Below are 18,110 nucleotides of genomic sequence, written 5' to 3' on the forward strand. Positions count from 1 at the left end.
TCTCCTCAAACGCCTGGCAAACCGCCGAAGCGTTGAAAATAAAGCGGCCCCGGCGCAGGCAGCTCGCCAACCGAGCTTTCGCCTTTCTCGTCGACAAACGCCAGCGCGCCAGGCGTCACGCGTTGATAAATATTGATACACAGCTGGCGGGCGGTTTGCCCGGCCCAGTGTGCAGGCAGGAGTTCTTCAGGCAGTAACGGATCTTTCAGTACTACCCGGCGATAGAAATGAATCAGCAACAGTTGGATATGGAAACTGCGCGCCGGCGTCAACTCTGACGGTTCACAGTCGCGCAGCAGCGGCAACAAAGGACGGAACAACGAGATAAAGGCCTCATACATCTCATTTTGTTCGGTCAGATGCCAACACTCTTCCACACGGTCGCGCAGCGCCGCTCTTGAGAGCGCCAGCGGCGAGTGCGCCTCGAAACAGATGACGTTTTCGGCCACGCCCGTTTCGTGCAGCAGCGACTGCACATCCGCCAGCTTTTGCGACGGCGACGCCAACAGGCTCGGCGCCAGCGCGCCAAACCCCTGCCACAGCAATTGTTTTTTAACGTCGGCGAGGACGTTTTTCTCTAACCCTTCCGATAATAGCAACAGCCAGGTGCCATCCCACTCCGGGGTATTCGCGCGATAGATTTTGTGTTCAGCGCGACGAGTCAGGCGCAAGCCTTTGTCGCTCAGGCGGTAGAAACTGCGGCGGCCAATGCGCACGACGTCGAGCCACTCTTCTTTATTGAGGCGAAATAGCGCGGTGCGCACAAAGCGCTCACCGAATCCTAACCCTTCCAACAGCGCCGCGACGCTGCCGAGCCAGACTTCCCCACCGCGTTGTAATAAGGCATCGCCGTACAGCGAAGAGATTAATGAGGTGCCGCTGATTGGCACCGACGCCACGGCTTGTTGGATAAAGGTATCGAGTTTACTCATCTGATTCATTCTGTTGTTATATTTTTCCTTTATGAATCATAGCACAGGAAATTCCCCGGTAAGCGCAGCGCCACCGGGGAAAAAATTAACCGCTGACCACCGCTTTACGCAGATCAAAGACCCGGCACGCTTTACCTTCGGAACGCGGAATACTGCCGCAGTTGACGATGGTGATATCGGTAGAAATCCCGACCATCGACTTAATGCGGTGACGCAACTGGTGGCAAATCTGACAGCGCTGTTCATGACTCAGCGCCAGCCCGCTCTCTTTTAGCTCGACGCGGATCGCCAGCGAATCAAGATGACCGCGGCGATTCACTTCCAGCTGATAATGCGGCGCCAGATGTTCGAACTTGAGGATCTCTTCTTCCACCTGCGACGGGAAAACGTTAACCCCACGGATAATCAGCATGTCGTCGCTGCGTCCGCTGATGCGATCCATACGGCGCATGGTGCGGGCGGTTCCCGGCAGCAGACGCGTCAGGTCGCGGGTACGATAGCGAATCACCGGCAGTGCTTCTTTGGTCAGCGTGGTGAACAGCAGTTCACCGTGCTCGCCATCGTCCAGCGGCGTGCCATCGTCCGGGTTGACGATTTCCGGGAAGAAATGGTCTTCCCAGATGGTTGGTCCATCGACAGTCTCCAGACACTCCATCGCCACCCCCGGCCCCATCACTTCCGACAGGCCGTAAATATCCAACGCGGTGATCCCCAGACGGCGCTCGATCTCCGCGCGCATCGCCAGCGTCCACGGCTCGGCGCCGAAAACGCCGACGCGTAATGAACAACCACGCGCATCGCCTCCCATCTGGCGCTCCAGCTCTTCAATCAGATTCAGACAGTAGGATGGCGTGACCATGATCATATCCGGCTGGAAATCTCGGATCAGCTGCGCCTGCTTCTCGGTCTGGCCGCCGGACATCGGGATCACGGTTGCGCCAAGACGTTCCGCGCCATAATGCGCGCCGAGACCGCCGGTAAACAGGCCGTAGCCGTAGGCGATATGAATCTTGTCTTTCGCCGAACCACCGGCGGCGCGCAGCGAACGGGCGACAATATTGGCCCAGTTATCAATATCGTTTTGCGTGTAGCCCACCACCGTCGGTTTGCCGGTGGTGCCGGATGAGGCATGGATACGCACCACCTGCTCCATCGGCACCGCGAAGGTATCGAACGGGTAGTTGTCGCGCAGATCTTGCTTAGTGGTGCACGGGAATTTTTTCAGGTCGCTCAGTTCCCGGAAATCGTCAGGGTGTACGCCCGCGGCATCGAATTTGCGGCGATACATCGGCACATTTTCATACGCATGTTTCAACGTCCATTTCAGACGCTGGGTTTGCAGGGCCTGCAGTTCATCACGCGATGCGGTTTCAATCGGATCTAATTTTGTAGTAGTTATCATTTTAGGGTACTCGCAGGTAAATTAGCTCACACTCGCTCGAGGATCATGGCAATGCCCTGACCCACGCCAATACACATCGTACACAGCGCATAACGCCCGCCGCGGCGTTGCAGCTCCAGGCTTGCGCTCAGCGCCAGTCGCGCGCCGCTCATGCCCAACGGATGGCCTAAAGCAATGGCGCCGCCGTTGGGGTTCACATGCGCCGCATCATCCGGCACGCCGAGCTGTCTGAGTACGCCCAGCGCCTGCGCGGCGAAGGCCTCATTCAGTTCGATCAGATCCATATCGTTAATATTCAGTCCCGCCCGCTCCAGCACTTTGCGCACCGCCGGTACCGGCCCTAAGCCCATCAGGCGCGGCTCGACGCCAGCAGTCGCCATCGCAACGATGCGCGCGCGCGGCGTCAACCCCTGGGCGCTGGCCTGCTGCTCGCTGGCGATAATCAGCGCCGCCGCGCCGTCGTTCACGCCGGAAGCGTTACCCGCGGTAATCACCCCACCTTTACGGAACGGCGTTTTCAACTGTGATAACTGCTCCAGGGTCGTCTCCGCGCGCGGATGTTCATCATCACGCACTGCGCTGACCGCCCCTTTTTTGCCGATAATCTGTACTGGCACAATTTCCTGCGCCAGGATACCGTTACGCTGAGCTTGCGCCGTGCGCTGCTGGCTGCGCCAGGCGAAGGCGTCCTGATCGGCGCGGCTAATATTTAACAATTCAGCTACATTCTCTGCCGTTTCCGGCATACTGTCAGTACCAAATTGTTGCGCCATGAGCGGGTTCACAAAACGCCAGCCGATGGTGGTATCAAACAGTTCTGCCTGGCGTTGATACGGCGCGCTGGCTTTCGCCATCACGAACGGCGCACGCGACATCGACTCCACGCCGCCGGCAATCAGCAGATCGGCGTCACCGGCTTTGATCGCGCGAGCGGCAAAACCGATAGCGTCCAGACCGGAGCCGCACAGGCGGTTAATCGTCGTGCCCGGCACCGTATGCGGGTAGCCCGCCAACAGCGTCGCCATATGCGCCACGTTACGGTTGTCTTCCCCCGCCTGGTTAGCGCAGCCAAAAATCACATCATCAATCGCTGCCGGGTCCAGTTTGGGGTTACGGCTCAGCAACTCACGCAGCGGAATCGCCGCCAGATCGTCGGCGCGAACGCTGGCCAGCGCCCCGCCGTAGCGGCCAATCGGCGTGCGGATCCCGTCACAAATAAAGGCGTCGCGCATTACACTTCTCCTGTGATTGTGCCGCCGATGCGGTGCGATTTGCCGCGAAACAGGGCCACAATTTTTTGCTGTTGATTAACAATTTCAATATCGTAGACGCCGGTTAGCTTGCCCTGCTGTTTAACTCGGGCGGTGGCGACCAGCCTGTCGCCCGCAAAGGCCGGACGCAGAAAATCAATGCTCGCCGCCGAGGCCACCGCCACCAGCCCCTGGCTGTTACAGGCATAGGCGAAAGCGGTATCGGCCAGAGAAAATAGCTGGCCGCCATGGCAGGTTTGATGACCGTTGAGCATATTGGGTGAGACGGTCATGGTCATCTGCGCGAAACCGTCATCCATTTCGATAAGCTCAATACCCAGCGTTTTGGCGCAGGTATCTTTTTCGTACATCGCGCGCGCGTTGCGCCAGGCATCATTGCTCATGGTGCTTCTCCATCAGCGCCTTCTGGCGCAGCAAGGAACTCGGGCGATAGCGCTCTTCGCCGTAATGTTGTTGTAAGTTTTCCAGCAGATGCAGCACACGACCCCAGCCGAGGCTTTCCCCCCATGCCAGCGGGCCGCGCGGGTAATTGACCCCAAGGCGCATGGCGGTATCAATATCCCCCGCGCTGGCGACCCCTTTTTGCACCGCATCCAGCGCTTCATTAACCAGCATCGCCACCGTGCGCCACACCAGCAGGCCGGGATAATCGGCGATGCTCAGCACCTTTTTGCCCTGCTGTTGGAAGTAGTGCACGGCCTTGCCGGTCGCCGCTGGCGCATTGGTTGCCGCCGCGGCCAGCACCACGGTATCGCCCGCACAGAGGTCATAGACCACCACCGGGCGGCCATGCCGCAGGCTGAGCGCCAGCGCGGTCTCGCCGCAGGTCTCCAGCAGCAGGAGTTCATCTAATTCTGTGACGCCGTCACCTTTCTCGACGACGGTTTTTGCGCCAGTCGCCACCACCGGCAGCGCCGCTTCCGGTGGCGTCTCAGCGGGCCAGCGGTAGACGCCGCGACCGCTCTTCTTGCCGAGTTGCCCGGCCAGCGCCAGCTCCTGTTGCAGTAGCGACGGTAAAAAACGGCGCTCCTGCCAGAAGGCGTTAAATACCGAGCAGGTCACGGCGAAATTGACGTCCTGGCCGATCAGGTCGGTCAGCGCCAGCGGCCCCATCGGGAAGCCGCCGCCGTCACGCAGAGCGGCGTCGATAACTTCAGCGGCGGCAACCTGCTCTTCCAGCGCGCGCCAGGCTTCGGCATAGAACGGACGCGCCACGCGGTTGACGATAAACCCTGGAGTCGAGCGGCAGCGAACCGGCTGTTTCCCCCAGAGGCTGACGCACTGGCACAGCTGTTCGACCACTTCGGCGGATGTCGCCAACCCGCTCACCACCTCGACCAGTTTCATCACCGGCGCCGGGTTAAAGAAATGCAGACCGGCCACGCGCTCCGGATGCTTCACGCCAGCGGCGATAGCGGTAATTGAAATGGACGAGGTATTACTGGTCAGCAACGCTGACGGCGAACAGATTTCCGCCAGCTGCGCGAACAGCGCCGTTTTAACCTCCAGACGCTCGGAGGCCGCTTCAATGACCAAGCTGGCATCGGCCAATGCCGCTAAATCGTGTGCCGGATGCAGACGCGCCAGCAGCGCATCAGCCTGTTCCGCCGCCAGTTTGCCGCGGCTGACGCGCGACGCCAGACGCAGGCCTATACCGTCGATCGCGCGTGTTATCGCGTCGGCGGCGATATCGTAAATCAATACCTGATGCCCGGCGGCGGCGGCGACTTCGGCAATGCCGGCGCCCATGGTGCCGCTGCCGATCACCGCCACGGTGGCTAAAGATGTCGTCATGGCCTATTTCCCGCTGAACTGTGGTGGACGTTTGGCCAGAAATGCGCTGACCCCTTCGCGATAGTCGTCGCTGCGCCCGGCCAGGCGTTGATAATCGCGTTCCAGATCTAACTGCGCATCAAGGCTATTGGTTTCAGAAGCCAGCAGCGCCTTTTTAATCAACCCCAGGCCAAAGGTCGGCTGCGCCGCCAGATGGCGCGCCAGCCGCAGACTGGTGTCCGCCAGTTCGGCATCTTCCACCAGTTGCCAGATCATCCCCCACTGCGCGGCCTGTTCGGCGCTGAGGCTATCGCCCAGTAATGCCAGTCCCATGGCCCGGGCGCGACCGGCAACCCGCGGCAGGAACCAGCTGCCGCCGCAATCCGGCACCAGGCCGAGCTTGCTAAACGCCATGACAAATTTGGCCGAACGCGCGGCCAGCACGATGTCGCAACCCAGTGCCAGCGTCGCGCCAGCACCGGCGGCAACGCCATTGACCGCGCAGATAACCGGTTTCGGCAACGCCGCCAGGCGGCGAACCAGCGGGTTATAAAAACGTTCTACCGACAGACCGAGATCCGGCGCCGGGCCGTTGGGGTCAACATTGCGGTCGTTCAAATCCTGCCCGGCGCAAAAGCCGCGACCGGCGCCGGTGATCAACAGGCAGCGCACGTTCTCATCGCGCTCGGCCTGCTTCAGGCATTCCGCCAGCTGTTGGTGCATCAGGTCGTTAAAACTGTTCAGTCGGTCCGGGCGGTTGAGGGTAATGGTCATTACGCCCTGTTCCACTGTGCTGAGAATAAAAGCTTCCACAATTAGCGTCCTTTAAATTCCGGCGTACGTTTTTGTAAAAAGGCGTCAATACCTTCGCGGCGGTCTTCGGTCGCGCTCAGCAGGCTAAACAGCTGGCGCTCCTGCTGCAGACCAGCCTGCAGGCTCACCTCCTGCGACAGGCGCAGCGACTGTTTCGCCGCCCGCAGCGCCAGCGGCGAATGACGGGCGATGGTTGTTGCCAGCTTGAGTGCATACTCATCGGTTAAAGCCGCCGGATGAATATCGCTGACCAGCCCGGCCTGTTGCGCCTGGTGCGCGTCAATACTCTCGCCGCTCAGTACCATCCGGCTAGCCAGCGCTTTACCAACGCTGCGGATCAGTCGCTGAGTGCCGCCAGCGCCCGGCATAATACCGAGGGTAATTTCCGGCAGGCCGAAGCGGGCGTTATCGCCGGCGACAATCAGATCGCAGAGCAGCGCCAGCTCGCAGCCCGCGCCGAGGGCATAACCGTTTACCGAGGCAATCAGCGGTTTGCTGAAGGTATCGATACGCGCCCACAATCGCGGACGAATATCATCGAGGGTGGCGGGCAGATCTTTTTCCGCCATTTCATTAAGATCGGCTCCAGCGGCGAAGAAACGCGGGTTACCGCCGATCACGCAGACGCTGACGCTGGCATCGACCGCCGCCGCGTCCAGCACGTCGGCAATCTGGGTTAATAAGGCATTGTTCAGGGCATTGCGCGCCTGCGGACGGTTTAGCGTCAGCTGTAGCACGCGACCATGGCGTTGGATCAGCAACTCACTCATGCCATCCCCCGCGCGTCAAAGTCGACCACCACGTCGCCGCTGGTCGGCAGCGCCTGACAGCTCAGGACATAACCCGCCGCCAGCTCATCGGCTTCCAGGCTGTAGTTGGCAGCCATCGCCACCTCGCCGCGCAGCACTTTGCATTTACAGGTCGCACACACCCCGCCTTTACAGGCGAACGGCAGATCTGCGCCCTGACGCAGCGCGGCGTCCAGAATACTGTCGTCTTCCGCGCTGAGGGCGATTAGGCGATCGCGGCCGTCCTGGCGAATGGTCACCGTACGGCCTTCCGCCTGCACGCCGGTGGCGCGCTTAACGCTGGAACCCGGCGTATTAAAGCGTTCCAGATGGATAGATTTCTCTGGTACGCCAAGTTCGCGCAGCGCCGCTTCCGCTTCATCCATCATCACCGCCGGACCGCAGATATAGGCGTCATCGAAACGGCTAAAATCCAGTAAATGGGCGGAGAGCTGGCGCAGTTTGTCGCCATCAATGCGCCCCTGCAGTAAATCACTGTCCATCGACTCCTGACTAAACAGGTGTACGATCTGCAGGCGCTGCGGATAGCGGTCTTTTAAATCGGCCAGCGCCTGGCGGAACATCATGCTGTGACTGCTGCGGTTACCGTAAATCAGGGTGAAACTGCTTTCCGGCTCGGTCGCCAGCGTAGCGCTAATAATCGCCATCATCGGCGTGATCCCGGAACCGGCGGCAATCGCCAGATACTCGCCCCTCCGCCCGGCCTGCGGCTGATAACCGAAATGCCCCTGCGGCACCATCACTTCCAGCTCCATACCTTGCTGGATATCGCGCTGAGCGAAGCGCGAGAAGCGCCCGCCGTCGATGGCTTTGACCGCGACGCTAATTTCGCCTGGCGTACGGCTACGGCAAATGGAGTAGCAGCGGCGCAGCTCTTCGCCGCCCAGATGCGCTTTCAGCGTCAGATGCTGGCCCGGACGAAAACAGTAGTCCGCCTGTAAGGCTTCAGGAATGGCAAAAGTAATGGTCACCGCATCGCGGGTTTCCGGCTCGACTCTCGCCACTTTAAGCGAATGGAACGTCGTCATGGCAACCTCAAATACATTTAAAGTAATCAAAGGGTTCGCGGCAGCTGTCACAGCGATAGAGCGCTTTGCAGGCCGTGGAACCGAATTCGCTGATTAGCGAGGTATGGGTGCTGCCGCAACGCGGGCAGGTCACCTCCGCGGGCATGTCCGCATGGCAGGCGTGCCCCTGCGGCGGGCTGATGCCGTACTGGCGCAGACGCTCGCGGGCGTCCTGGCTCATCCAGTCGGTGGTCCACGGCGGATCCAGCTGCAGTACGATGTGTACCGGCAGATAGCCATGTTGACTCATCACCGCGCGGATCTCGCCCAGCAGGTGCTCCGTCGCCGGGCAGCCGGAGTAGGTCGGCGTGAAGCCAATCACCCAGCCGTCGCCGTGACGCGCCACGCTGCGGACCATGCCGAGATCGGTAATGGTCAATACCGGTACTTCCGGGTCCGGGATCGCGCTTAACAATCCCCAGATAGCATGAACTTCCGGGGGAGCGATGTCGGCGAGACGTTGCATAATCACCTCACTTACCACCGCTGGCCTGGATGAGAGCGCTGCAGATACTGCATTTCCGCCAGCAACGGTCCGAGATGTTCGCTATGCAGCCCCTGTTTCCCACCGCTGCGGAACGCCGCCTCTTGCGGGATCGATAAACCAGAGTCGAGCAAGGCGGTATGTACTGTGTTTTGCCATTCGACCTGCAGATCGCGCGGGTCAACCGCAATACCCTGTTCAACCAGGCTGATATCCAGTTCATCGGCAAGGAACAACTCGCCGGTGAAGCGCCACAGATTGTCGACCGCTTGCTGCGTTTTGTGATTCGATAATTCGGTACCGTTACCGAGACGTTCCAGCCAGCCGCGGCTAAAGCGCAGGTGATAACGCACCTCTTTCAGCCCTTTGGCGGCAATGGCGGCAATCTGCGCGTCGCGGCTGTTAACCAGACGGCTGAACAGCGCGATGTGCCAGACATCAATAAAGAACTGGCGAACGAGAGTGTCGGCAAAATTGCCGTTCGGTTGCTCCACCAGCAGCAGGTTGCTGAACTGACGCTCATCACGGCCAAAGGCCAGCGTGTCTTCGTCGCCGCTGCCGTTAAGCTCGGCAGCGTAGCTTAAAAAATGGCGCGCCTGACCAAGCAGGTCGAGGCCGATATTGGCCAGCGCCAGATCGATCTCCAGCTCCGGAGCGTGGCCGCACCAGGCGCCTAAACGCTGAGCCAGCACCAGGCCGTTATCGCCAAGGCGCAGTGCGTACGTGGCTACAGGGTTGTCGTTGTTCATCGCGGCCTCACATATGTTCCATGCCGTCCGGCACGGTATAGAAAGTCGGATGGCGATAAACTTTACTTTCCGCCGGATCGAAGAATTCGCCGCGTTCTTCCGGCTGCGAGGCGACGATTTCGCTGGCCTTCACCACCCAAATCGAACAGCCTTCGCTGCGACGGGTGTAGGCGTCGCGGGCATTCTCCAGCGCCATTTGGTCATCGGCGGCGTGCAGACTGCCGACGTGGCGGTGGGATAATCCCTGTTTGCTGCGAACGAATACTTCATATAACGGCCAATACACTTTGCTCATGTTGTCTCTCCTCACGCCGCGCTACGGGCCTGTTGTTTTTGCGCATGGGCCAGTGCGGCTTCGCGCACCCACTCGCCCTCTTCCCAGGCCTTACGCTTGGCGGCCAGCCGCTCGTGGTTGCAAATTCCACGACCGCTAATCACCTCGTTAAATTCCTGCCAGTCGATCTCGCCAAAGCGGTAGTGGCCGCTGGCTTCATCAAACTGCAAATCCGGGTCCGGTACGGTCATGCCGAGGATTTCCACTTGCGGCACGGTGTTGTCGACGAAGCGCTGGCGTAGTTCATCGTTGGAGTGGAGTTTGATTTTCCACGCCATGCTGCGGGCGCTGTTCGGCGAGTTGTCGTCGTTCGGGCCAAACATCATTAGCGCCGGCCACCAGAATCGGTTGATGGCGTCCTGCAGCATCTGACGCTGCGCATCATTGCCCTGCGCCAGCGCCATACAGGCTTCAAACCCCTGGCGCTGATGGAAGCTTTCTTCTTTGCAGATTTTAACCATCGCCCGGGCATAAGGGCCGTAGGAGGTACGGCACAGCGCGACCTGGTTGACAATGGCCGCGCCGTCGACCAACCAGCCAATCACGCCAATGTCCGCCCAGCTCAGCGTCGGGTAATTAAAGATGGAGGAATATTTCATCTGCCCGTCGAGCATCTTCTGATACAGATCTTCTCGCGCGCAGCCGAGCGTTTCCGCGGCGCTATACAAATACAAACCGTGCCCGGCTTCGTCCTGTACCTTAGCCAGCAGGATTGCTTTACGGCGTAGAGTCGGCGCGCGAGTGATCCAGTTGCCTTCCGGCAACATGCCGACGATTTCGGAGTGCGCATGCTGACCAATCTGACGAATCAAGGTCTTACGATAGGCATCCGGCATCCAGTCCTGCGGTTCGATGGCCGTTTCCTGCGCGATGCGCTGGTCAAAGCGTTGTTCTTCTGTCACGTCATCACCTTTATGATTCCGATAAATTCAACAAATCAATTTTTGTGAATCACTTTGTTTATTAAAAGTTACATGCAGGTTAAATAAAACCACAAATTTTGTTTGTTCTTTTTGTGATGACAACCGCAAAACCTTTTGTAAATTACAATAAAAACAGCAATATAAATGAAAGGCGAAGCGCATCCGCGATCACAATGTTAATAAATTATTAAATAGAAGCTTGCATTTTATGATTCATAAAAGAACTATTTATAGTGATATCACGTAACATATTTGGAGATTTGCGATGCAGCAGTTAGCCAGCTACTTATCCGGCGCCTGGCAGACCGGCCGGGGCCGCGCCCGTACTATCCATCACGCCATCACCGGCGCGGCGCTTTGGGAAGTGACCAGCGAGGGGTTGGATATGGCGCAGGCGCGCCGCTTCGCTATCGAGCGCGGCGGTAAGGCCCTGCAAGCCATGACCTTTATCGAACGCAGCGCGATGCTGAAAGCGGTGGCTAAACACCTACTGGAGCAGAAAGCCGAGTTCTACGCCCTCTCCGCGCAAACCGGCGCCACTCGCGCCGACAGTTGGGTGGATATCGAAGGCGGCATCGGCACCCTCTTCACTTATGCCGGGCTCGGCAGCCGTGAACTGCCGGACGATACCCTGTGGCCGGAAGATGAACTGATCCCGTTATCCAAACAGGGCGGCTTTGCCGCGCGTCACGTGCTGACCTCGAAATCGGGCGTCGCCGTGCATATCAACGCCTTCAACTTCCCCTGCTGGGGAATGTTGGAAAAGCTGGCGCCGACCTGGCTTGCCGGCATGCCGGCGATCGTTAAGCCAGCGACCGCGACCGCCCAACTGACGCAGGCGATGGTCAAGGCGATTGTCGACAGCGGGCTGGTGCCCGAAGGCGCGATTAGCCTGATTTGCGGCGGCGCGGGCGATCTACTCGACCAGCTCGATAGCCAGGACGTGGTGACCTTTACCGGCTCCGCCGCCACTGGCCAGCAGTTGCGGATACACCCCAACCTGGTGACGAAATCGATTCCCTTCACCATGGAAGCCGATTCACTCAACTGCTGCGTATTAGGCGAAGATGTCACGCCGGAGCAGCCGGAGTTCGCGCTATTTATCCGTGAAGTGGTCCGCGAGATGACCGCGAAAGCCGGGCAAAAATGTACCGCCATTCGCCGCATCATCGTGCCGCAGGCACAGGTCAAGGCGGTCAGCGAAGCGTTAATCGCTCGTCTGCAAAAAGTGACCGTCGGCGACCCGGCACAGGAAGGCATTAAGATGGGGGCGCTGGTCAATGCCGAACAGCGCCAGGATGTGCAGGACAACGTGAATAAACTGGTTGCCGCTGGCTGCGACACGCTGCTCGGCGGACAAGCGGATCTGAGCGCTGATGGCGCCTTCTTCCCGCCGACGTTGCTGTTCTGCGCGCAGCCGGATGAAACGCCAGCAGTCCACGCCATTGAAGCCTTTGGCCCGGTGGCGACCCTGATGCCGTATCAGCACCGCCAACATGCGCTCGCGCTGGCCCGCGCTGGCGGCGGTAGCCTGGCCGGAACCCTGGTGACCGCCAGTGGCGAACTGGCGCGCGAGTTTATCCTCGGCGCGGCGCGCGCCCATGGCCGTATCCAGGTGCTGAACGAAGAGTCATCGGCAGAATCAACCGGCCACGGCTCGCCACTGCCGCAGCTAGTACACGGCGGCCCCGGCCGCGCGGGCGGCGGAGAAGAGCTCGGCGGGCTACGTTCAGTGAAACACTACATGCAACGTACCGCCATTCAGGGCAGCCCCACAATGCTGGCGACAATCGGCCAACAATGGGTACGCGGCGCGCAGGTTAGCGAAGACCGCGTTCACCCGTTCCGTAAATATTTCGAAGAGATCCAGCCTGGCGACAGTTTATTGACGCCGCGCCGGACGCTGACCGAAGCCGATATCGTCAACTTCGCCTGCCTGAGCGGCGACCATTTCTATGCCCACATGGACAAAATCGCCGCCGCAGAGTCGATCTTCGGCGAACGCGTGGTACACGGCTATTTCCTGATTTCCGCCGCCGCCGGGCTGTTCGTCGATGCGGGCGTCGGGCCGGTTATCGCCAACTACGGGATGGAAAACCTGCGCTTTATCGAACCGGTTAAACCGGGCGATACCATCCAGGTTCGCCTGACCTGTAAGCGTAAGACGGTCAAACGCCAGCGTAGCGCCGAAGAGAAAGCCACCGGCGTCGTCGAATGGGCCGTAGAGATTTTCAACCAGCACCAGCAGGCGGTGGCCCTGTATTCGATTCTGACCCTGGTCGCCCGGCAGCAGGGAGACTTCCCGGCGTAATCCGCTAGGGGGACTACGCGCTTAATGCCTCTGCGGAGGCATTTTTTACGTCTGTCTGGCAAAACTGACAAACAACCTGGCAAGAGCAGGCAAACGCCCCGGCATGCCGGGCTGTTAGGTTAAGACTGATAAAGCCGACTGTCGCAGCGGCAAGATACAACACAACAATAAGATGAGGTCACAATGGCAAACGGTTCGATGCTTTCCCCTCGTAAAACCGCGCTGGCTTTAGCCATCGCGGCGCTTTGCGCCTGGCAATCACCGGTCTTCGCTCACGGCAGCGAAGCGCACATGGTGCCAATGGATAAAACGCTGCAGGAGTTTGGCGCCGACGTGCAGTGGGATGACTACGCGCAGATGTTTACCCTGATGAAAGATGGCGCCTACGTCAAAGTGAAGCCCGGCGCGAAAACGGCGATCGTCAACGGCAAAACGCTTAACCTGCAGGTACCGGTGGTGATGAAGGAAGGAAAAGCCTGGGTCTCGGATACCTTCATCAACGATGTGTTCCAGTCCGGTCTTGACCAAACCTTCCAGGTGGAAAAGCGCCCCCACCCGCTGAACTCGCTCTCCGCGGTGGAAATCAACGAGGCGGTCACCATTGTGAAAGCCGCGCCGGAATTCCAGCCGAATACCCGCTTTACCGAAATTTCCCTGCATGAACCGGATAAAGCGGCGGTATGGGCCTTTGCGCTGAAGGGCACTCCGGTCGATGCTCCGCGCACCGCCGATGTGGTGATGCTCGATGGCAAACATGTCATTGAAGCCGTCGTCGATCTACAGAACAAAAAAGTGCTGTCATGGACGCCGATCAAAAATGCGCACGGCATGGTGCTGCTCGACGATTTCGCCAGCGTGCAGAACATTATTAACGCCAGCAGCGAATTTGCTGAGGTGCTGAAAAAACACGGTATTCAGGATCCCAGCAAGGTGGTCACCACCCCGCTTACCGTTGGCTACTTTGACGGTAAAGACGGCCTGAAACAGGACGCGCGTTTGCTGAAGGTAGTGAGCTATCTTGACACCGGCGACGGCAACTACTGGGCGCATCCCATTGAAAATCTGGTGGCGGTGGTCGATCTCGAAGCGAAGAAAATTATCAAAATTGAAGAAGGTCCGGTGATCCCGGTACCAATGGCGCCACGCCCGTATGATGGCCGCGACCGCGTCGCCCCGGCGGTGAAACCGCTGGATATCAGCGAGCCGGAAGGGAAAAACTACACCATCACCGGCGATACCATTCACTGGCAGAACTGGGATTTCCATCTGCGCCTCAACTCCCGCGTGGGGCCAATCCTCTCAACGGTGACCTATAACGATAACGGTAAAAAACGTCAGGTCATGTATGAAGGGTCGCTGGGCGGCATGATCGTCCCTTACGGCGACCCGGATATCGGCTGGTATTTTAAGGCCTACCTGGACTCCGGCGACTACGGCATGGGTACCCTGACTTCGCCTATCGCCCGTGGTAAAGATGCGCCATCGAATGCAGTGCTGCTGGATGAAACCATCGCCGACTATACCGGTAAACCGATGACTATTCCGCGCGCGGTGGCGATCTTCGAGCGCTACGCCGGGCCGGAATATAAGCATCAGGAGATGGGGCAGCCAAACGTCAGTACCGAACGCCGCGAACTGGTGGTGCGTTGGATCAGTACCGTCGGCAACTATGACTACATCTTTGACTGGGTATTCCACGAAAACGGTACCATCGGCATTGACGCCGGAGCGACCGGTATTGAAGCGGTGAAAGGCGTGAAGGCGAAGACCATGCATGACCCAAGCGCCAAAGACGACACCCGCTACGGTACGCTGATCGACCATAATATTGTCGGCACCACCCACCAGCATATTTATAACTTCCGTCTCGATCTCGATGTTGACGGCGAGAACAACACCCTGGTGGCCATGGATCCGGAAGTGAAGCCGAATACCGCTGGTGGCCCGCGGACCAGTACCATGCAGGTCAATCAGTACACCATCGATAGCGAGCAGAAAGCGGCGCAGAAATTCGATCCGGGCACCATTCGCTTGCTGAGCAACACCAGCAAAGAGAACCGTATGGGCAACCCGGTCTCGTACCAGATTATCCCTTATGCAGGCGGGACTCATCCGGCGGCGACCGGCGCCAAATTCGCCCCGGATGAGTGGATTTACCACCGTCTGAGCTTTATGGATAAACAGCTGTGGGTAACGCGCTACCATCCGAGCGAACGTTATCCGGAAGGGAAGTATCCGAACCGCTCCGACCACGATACCGGTTTAGGTCAGTACGCGAAGGACGATGAATCGCTGAGCAACCATGATGATGTCGTGTGGATCACCACCGGTACCACTCACGTGGCGCGCGCCGAAGAGTGGCCCATCATGCCGACCGAGTGGGCGCATGCGCTGCTGAAACCGTGGAACTTCTTTGACGAAACGCCGACGTTAGGCGAGAAGAAAAAGTAACCCGCCATCCTAACCGGCGGTAAAATCGATCAGGATTTTACCGCTTCTCCCCGGCTGGCCGGCGGCGGCAATCGCCTCGCGCCAGCCGCATAATGGCACCACCTGCGCGGGTGGCTGCATCGTCGTCGGCAGCCGCCGCCAGATCTCGGCAAACGCCCCCTGCCACTCTTCAACGCTCAGCGTCGGTAAGGCTTCCCGCAGATGAAACTTGCGCACTACCGCGCAGCCCCGCATCTGGGTGAGCGCTCGTCCGGATAGCAACCCGTAAGAGACAAGCGTCGAGGTAACCGGCAACACCGACAGCAAAAAGTCCGCCAGTCCGCCGCCAACCGCATCAAACACCAGCTCGCTGTACTGGCTGACCTGTTCAATCCGCGCCCTGTCGCCTTCAAGCAGCGGATAAACGCCTGACTGTTCCAGGCGCGCACTATGCTGCGGCGAGCGAATAATGCCGCTCACCGAACGGGCGCCCATGGCGAGCGACCATTGCGCCAGCAGGCTGGCGCAGGAAGATGACGCCGCGGTCAGGAGAACCTGCTTTCCGGCCACTGGCCAACGTTTAAGCATCAGCATTGCCGTCAGCGGATTGATATAGCCGCGTGCGGCCAATACGTCGTCAATACCTTCCGCCACCGGTACCAGCCAGTGTGGATCAATATCGAGATAACGCTGCCAGGTACCGGCACCGCGTAGCGGCAGTACCCGCCGCCCGAGCAGCGGATGCCCGCTCGTCGGCGTTTCAACCACCACGCCGATCCCCTCGTACCCCGCCACCGCGGGCAGCGTCGTACGATGGCGGTAAGCGCCGGTAATGGGAATCAAATCGGAAGGGTTGACCGGTGCATAGCGCATTTGCACCCGCACCAGCCCGTCCGCCAGCGGCGGCAACGGCGAGTGATGCAGCGCAAGCACCGTTTCCGGCGCGCCATACTGCTGATAGCAAAGGGCATCATTGTACATAGCGAGACAACATCAAAGAAAAGAGCGCCAATAATAGCAAATCAGCGCTCAAGGGAGAGAGGGATCGTCGATACGGTTATCTGCGCTGTGCTGACCAGGGCTTAAACGTAGGTCGGGTAAGCGTAGCGCCACCCGACAAAATACGGAGCCCCGGCATAAACTTAGTAGCGCACGCAAACCGATTTGGTTTCGCACCAGTCATCCAGCCAGTCCGGGCCGAAGTCGCGACCGGTACCGGACTGTTTCATCCCGCCGAACGGCAGATTGGCATCGATCAGCGTATGGCTATTCACCCATACCGTACCGGCCTGCAACCGATCGGTGTAGTTCAGCGCCTGCGTCAGGTCGCGGGTCCAGACGCTGGCGGTGAGACCGAAATCACTGTCATTCGCCAACCGCAGCGCCTCTTCGCCGTCGGCGACGCGCACCAGGTTAACTACCGGACCGAACACCTCTTCGCGATTCAGGCGCAACCCGGCATCCGGGTTAATCACCAGCGTCGGCGCGATGTAAAAACCGTTGCCGTTCGGCCCAACATTACCGCTAATCAGCTCGGCGTTTTGTTTACGCGCTTCATCCAGATAGGCGGCGACTTTGGCGCAGTGCGCCTGCGAGACCACCGGGTTAATCTGGGTGGTTTCTACCATCCCCGGGCCAACTTGCAGAGACTTAACCGCCTGCTCAAATCCAGCGACCAGGTTATCAAACAGCGGCGCTTCGATGTAAATCCGCGAACTGGCGGCGCACACCTGCCCTTGATTCAGGAAGCTACCGGTCATCAAGCCTTCAATCACCCACTGCGGATCGGCGTCTTTCAGCACGATGGCCGGATTTTTGCCGCCCAGTTCGAGCGTCACCCGGGTCAGGCGATCGGCTGCCGCGCGAGCGATATGTTTTCCGGTCGCCGTCGAGCCGGTAAAGCTCACCTTAGCAACATGCGGATGCGTGGTTAACGCCGCGCCGCACTCGGCGCCGCTGCCGGTCACCACGTTAAAGACGCCGTCCGGGATCCCGGCCTCCGTCGCCAATTCCGCCACTCGCAGTAGCGTTAACGGCGTGGTTTCAGAAGGTTTGATCACAATCGAACAACCGGAAGCCAGCGCCGGCATCACCTTCCACATACCGATCATCAGCGGGAAGTTCCAGGGGACAATACCCGCCACCACGCCAACCGGCTCCTTACGGGTCCACGCCTGATAGCGCGCGCCTTCCGGGAACGGAATGGAAACATCCAGCGTGCGGCCGCTAATTTTGGTCGCCAGCCCGGCGGTGTAGCGCATCCAGTTCAGAGTACAGCCGACTTCAAACGCCCGGGAAATATTGATCGATTTCCCCTGCTCAAGGGTCTCAAGTTGCGCCAGCTCTTCGCCATGCTGCTCCACCAAATCGGCGAAACGCAGCAGGATCCGCTCGCGGTCGGCCGGGGTGCGTCCGGTCCAACTGCGGGAAACAAAAGCGCGCCAGGCGGACATCACCGCTCGGTCAACATCAGCGGCATTGGCGTCCGCCGTGGTGGCTATCGCCTGCCCGGTTGCCGGATCCCAGACGGTTAAGCGCTTTTCGCTCTGCGCCGCCTGCTGGTTGCCATCAATATATAAGCCATGCTGTTTGTCGAGAAACTGCTGTACGCTGGCAAGCAGCGCGACCTGTGATGTGGACATGCGACTTCCTTATTGTTCGCGGATAGTGCTCACAGTCTAGGACGGGTCGGACATTTACGCTTTTTTCTCTGTGACAATCATTGTTGCCACTGTGACAGGTACCGCAATTAAGCGCGTTAAATTCAGGTGAAATGTGCCGCAGGTAATAGTTCTTTCATATACTCCGCGCG

Annotated in this window: 16 protein-coding genes; 2 read left to right on the top strand and 14 right to left on the bottom strand. The window is 59.3% G+C overall.

Going from position 1 to position 18,110, the window contains the following annotated elements:
* Positions 1-5 precede the first annotated feature (5 nt).
* The 12 genes from paaX to paaA all read right to left on the bottom strand — a co-directional run bounded on the left by paaX (position 6) and on the right by paaA (position 10,536).
* Entirely contained in the window at positions 6-932 is a 927-nt protein-coding gene (paaX, locus tag PYR66_12865) for a phenylacetic acid degradation operon negative regulatory protein PaaX (GenBank protein WEF26240.1), read from the bottom strand.
* Between the two features lie 85 nt (positions 933-1,017).
* Positions 1,018-2,334 (bottom strand): phenylacetate--CoA ligase, encoded by a 1,317-nt coding sequence (gene paaF, locus PYR66_12870; protein WEF26241.1) that lies wholly within the window; start codon positions 2,332-2,334, stop codon positions 1,018-1,020.
* Positions 2,335-2,360: 26 nt separating this feature from the next.
* Positions 2,361-3,566, bottom strand: a complete 1,206-nt coding sequence (gene pcaF, locus PYR66_12875) for a 3-oxoadipyl-CoA thiolase (protein WEF26242.1) — start codon at positions 3,564-3,566, stop codon at positions 2,361-2,363.
* Entirely contained in the window at positions 3,566-3,988 is a 423-nt protein-coding gene (paaI, locus tag PYR66_12880) for a hydroxyphenylacetyl-CoA thioesterase PaaI (GenBank protein ID WEF26243.1), read from the bottom strand. The genes pcaF and paaI overlap by 1 nt, the downstream gene beginning before the upstream one ends.
* Positions 3,978-5,399, bottom strand: coding sequence for a 3-hydroxyacyl-CoA dehydrogenase (locus PYR66_12885; protein ID WEF26244.1), 1,422 nt, complete (start codon positions 5,397-5,399; stop codon positions 3,978-3,980). Before PYR66_12885 ends, paaI begins: the two co-directional genes overlap by 11 nt.
* Positions 5,400-5,402: 3 nt before the next feature.
* The gene (gene paaG, locus PYR66_12890) at positions 5,403-6,191 is read right to left on the bottom strand and encodes a 2-(1,2-epoxy-1,2-dihydrophenyl)acetyl-CoA isomerase PaaG (GenBank protein ID WEF26245.1); all 789 of its coding nucleotides are present in this window, start codon (positions 6,189-6,191) and stop codon (positions 5,403-5,405) included.
* 2 nt (positions 6,192-6,193) lie between these two features.
* On the bottom strand, positions 6,194-6,961 hold the full coding sequence (locus PYR66_12895; GenBank protein WEF26246.1) for a 2,3-dehydroadipyl-CoA hydratase: 768 nt from the start codon (positions 6,959-6,961) through the stop codon (positions 6,194-6,196).
* Positions 6,958-8,028, bottom strand: coding sequence for a phenylacetate-CoA oxygenase/reductase subunit PaaK (paaK, locus tag PYR66_12900; GenBank protein WEF26247.1), 1,071 nt, complete (start codon positions 8,026-8,028; stop codon positions 6,958-6,960). The genes PYR66_12895 and paaK overlap by 4 nt, the downstream gene beginning before the upstream one ends.
* A 7-nt stretch (positions 8,029-8,035) precedes the next feature.
* Positions 8,036-8,533 (bottom strand): phenylacetate-CoA oxygenase subunit PaaJ, encoded by a 498-nt coding sequence (gene paaJ, locus PYR66_12905; protein ID WEF26248.1) that lies wholly within the window; start codon positions 8,531-8,533, stop codon positions 8,036-8,038.
* A gap of 11 nt (positions 8,534-8,544) precedes the next feature.
* Positions 8,545-9,300, bottom strand: coding sequence for a phenylacetate-CoA oxygenase subunit PaaC (gene paaC, locus PYR66_12910; protein WEF26249.1), 756 nt, complete (start codon positions 9,298-9,300; stop codon positions 8,545-8,547).
* Between the two features lie 7 nt (positions 9,301-9,307).
* The gene (gene paaB, locus PYR66_12915) at positions 9,308-9,595 is read right to left on the bottom strand and encodes a 1,2-phenylacetyl-CoA epoxidase subunit B (GenBank protein ID WEF26250.1); all 288 of its coding nucleotides are present in this window, start codon (positions 9,593-9,595) and stop codon (positions 9,308-9,310) included.
* 11 nt (positions 9,596-9,606) lie between these two features.
* Positions 9,607-10,536: a 1,2-phenylacetyl-CoA epoxidase subunit A gene (gene paaA / locus PYR66_12920; protein ID WEF26251.1), complete on the bottom strand. Its 930-nt coding sequence runs from the start codon at positions 10,534-10,536 to the stop codon at positions 9,607-9,609.
* A gap of 286 nt (positions 10,537-10,822) precedes the next feature.
* On the opposite strand from paaA, the gene paaZ reads away from it, so the two are divergent.
* Together paaZ and tynA are read left to right on the top strand one after the other, a co-directional pair.
* Positions 10,823-12,868, top strand: coding sequence for a phenylacetic acid degradation bifunctional protein PaaZ (gene paaZ, locus PYR66_12925; protein ID WEF26252.1), 2,046 nt, complete (start codon positions 10,823-10,825; stop codon positions 12,866-12,868).
* A 183-nt stretch (positions 12,869-13,051) separates the two neighbouring features.
* Positions 13,052-15,319: a primary-amine oxidase gene (gene tynA, locus PYR66_12930; protein ID WEF26253.1), complete on the top strand. Its 2,268-nt coding sequence runs from the start codon at positions 13,052-13,054 to the stop codon at positions 15,317-15,319.
* A 9-nt stretch (positions 15,320-15,328) separates the two neighbouring features.
* Here the strand turns inward: tynA and PYR66_12935 are convergent, their stop codons facing one another.
* Positions 15,329-16,279 (bottom strand): zinc-dependent alcohol dehydrogenase family protein, encoded by a 951-nt coding sequence (locus tag PYR66_12935; protein ID WEF26254.1) that lies wholly within the window; start codon positions 16,277-16,279, stop codon positions 15,329-15,331.
* Positions 16,280-16,440: 161 nt separating this feature from the next.
* On the bottom strand, positions 16,441-17,940 hold the full coding sequence (locus PYR66_12940) for an aldehyde dehydrogenase family protein (protein WEF26255.1): 1,500 nt from the start codon (positions 17,938-17,940) through the stop codon (positions 16,441-16,443).
* Between the last annotated feature and the right edge of the window lie 170 nt (positions 17,941-18,110).

The sequence above is a fragment of the Klebsiella aerogenes genome (genome assembly GCA_029027985.1).
In the GTDB taxonomy this organism is placed as follows: Bacteria; Pseudomonadota; Gammaproteobacteria; order Enterobacterales; family Enterobacteriaceae; genus Klebsiella; species Klebsiella aerogenes_A.

Excerpts from the sequence above, each read along its gene's own strand:
- paaX (WEF26240.1), bottom strand. The coding sequence starts at position 932 with ATGAGTAAACTCGATACCTTTATCCAACAAGCCGTGGCGTCGGTGCCA.
- paaF (WEF26241.1), bottom strand. The coding sequence starts at position 2,334 with ATGATAACTACTACAAAATTAGATCCGATTGAAACCGCATCGCGTGAT.
- pcaF (WEF26242.1), bottom strand. The coding sequence starts at position 3,566 with ATGCGCGACGCCTTTATTTGTGACGGGATCCGCACGCCGATTGGCCGC.
- paaI (WEF26243.1), bottom strand. The coding sequence starts at position 3,988 with ATGAGCAATGATGCCTGGCGCAACGCGCGCGCGATGTACGAAAAAGAT.
- PYR66_12885 (WEF26244.1), bottom strand. The coding sequence starts at position 5,399 with ATGACGACATCTTTAGCCACCGTGGCGGTGATCGGCAGCGGCACCATG.
- PYR66_12895 (WEF26246.1), bottom strand. The coding sequence starts at position 6,961 with ATGAGTGAGTTGCTGATCCAACGCCATGGTCGCGTGCTACAGCTGACG.
- paaK (WEF26247.1), bottom strand. The coding sequence starts at position 8,028 with ATGACGACGTTCCATTCGCTTAAAGTGGCGAGAGTCGAGCCGGAAACC.
- paaJ (WEF26248.1), bottom strand. The coding sequence starts at position 8,533 with ATGCAACGTCTCGCCGACATCGCTCCCCCGGAAGTTCATGCTATCTGG.
- paaC (WEF26249.1), bottom strand. The coding sequence starts at position 9,300 with ATGAACAACGACAACCCTGTAGCCACGTACGCACTGCGCCTTGGCGAT.
- paaB (WEF26250.1), bottom strand. The coding sequence starts at position 9,595 with ATGAGCAAAGTGTATTGGCCGTTATATGAAGTATTCGTTCGCAGCAAA.
- paaZ (WEF26252.1), top strand. The coding sequence starts at position 10,823 with ATGCAGCAGTTAGCCAGCTACTTATCCGGCGCCTGGCAGACCGGCCGG.
- tynA (WEF26253.1), top strand. The coding sequence starts at position 13,052 with ATGGCAAACGGTTCGATGCTTTCCCCTCGTAAAACCGCGCTGGCTTTA.
- PYR66_12935 (WEF26254.1), bottom strand. The coding sequence starts at position 16,279 with ATGTACAATGATGCCCTTTGCTATCAGCAGTATGGCGCGCCGGAAACG.
- PYR66_12940 (WEF26255.1), bottom strand. The coding sequence starts at position 17,940 with ATGTCCACATCACAGGTCGCGCTGCTTGCCAGCGTACAGCAGTTTCTC.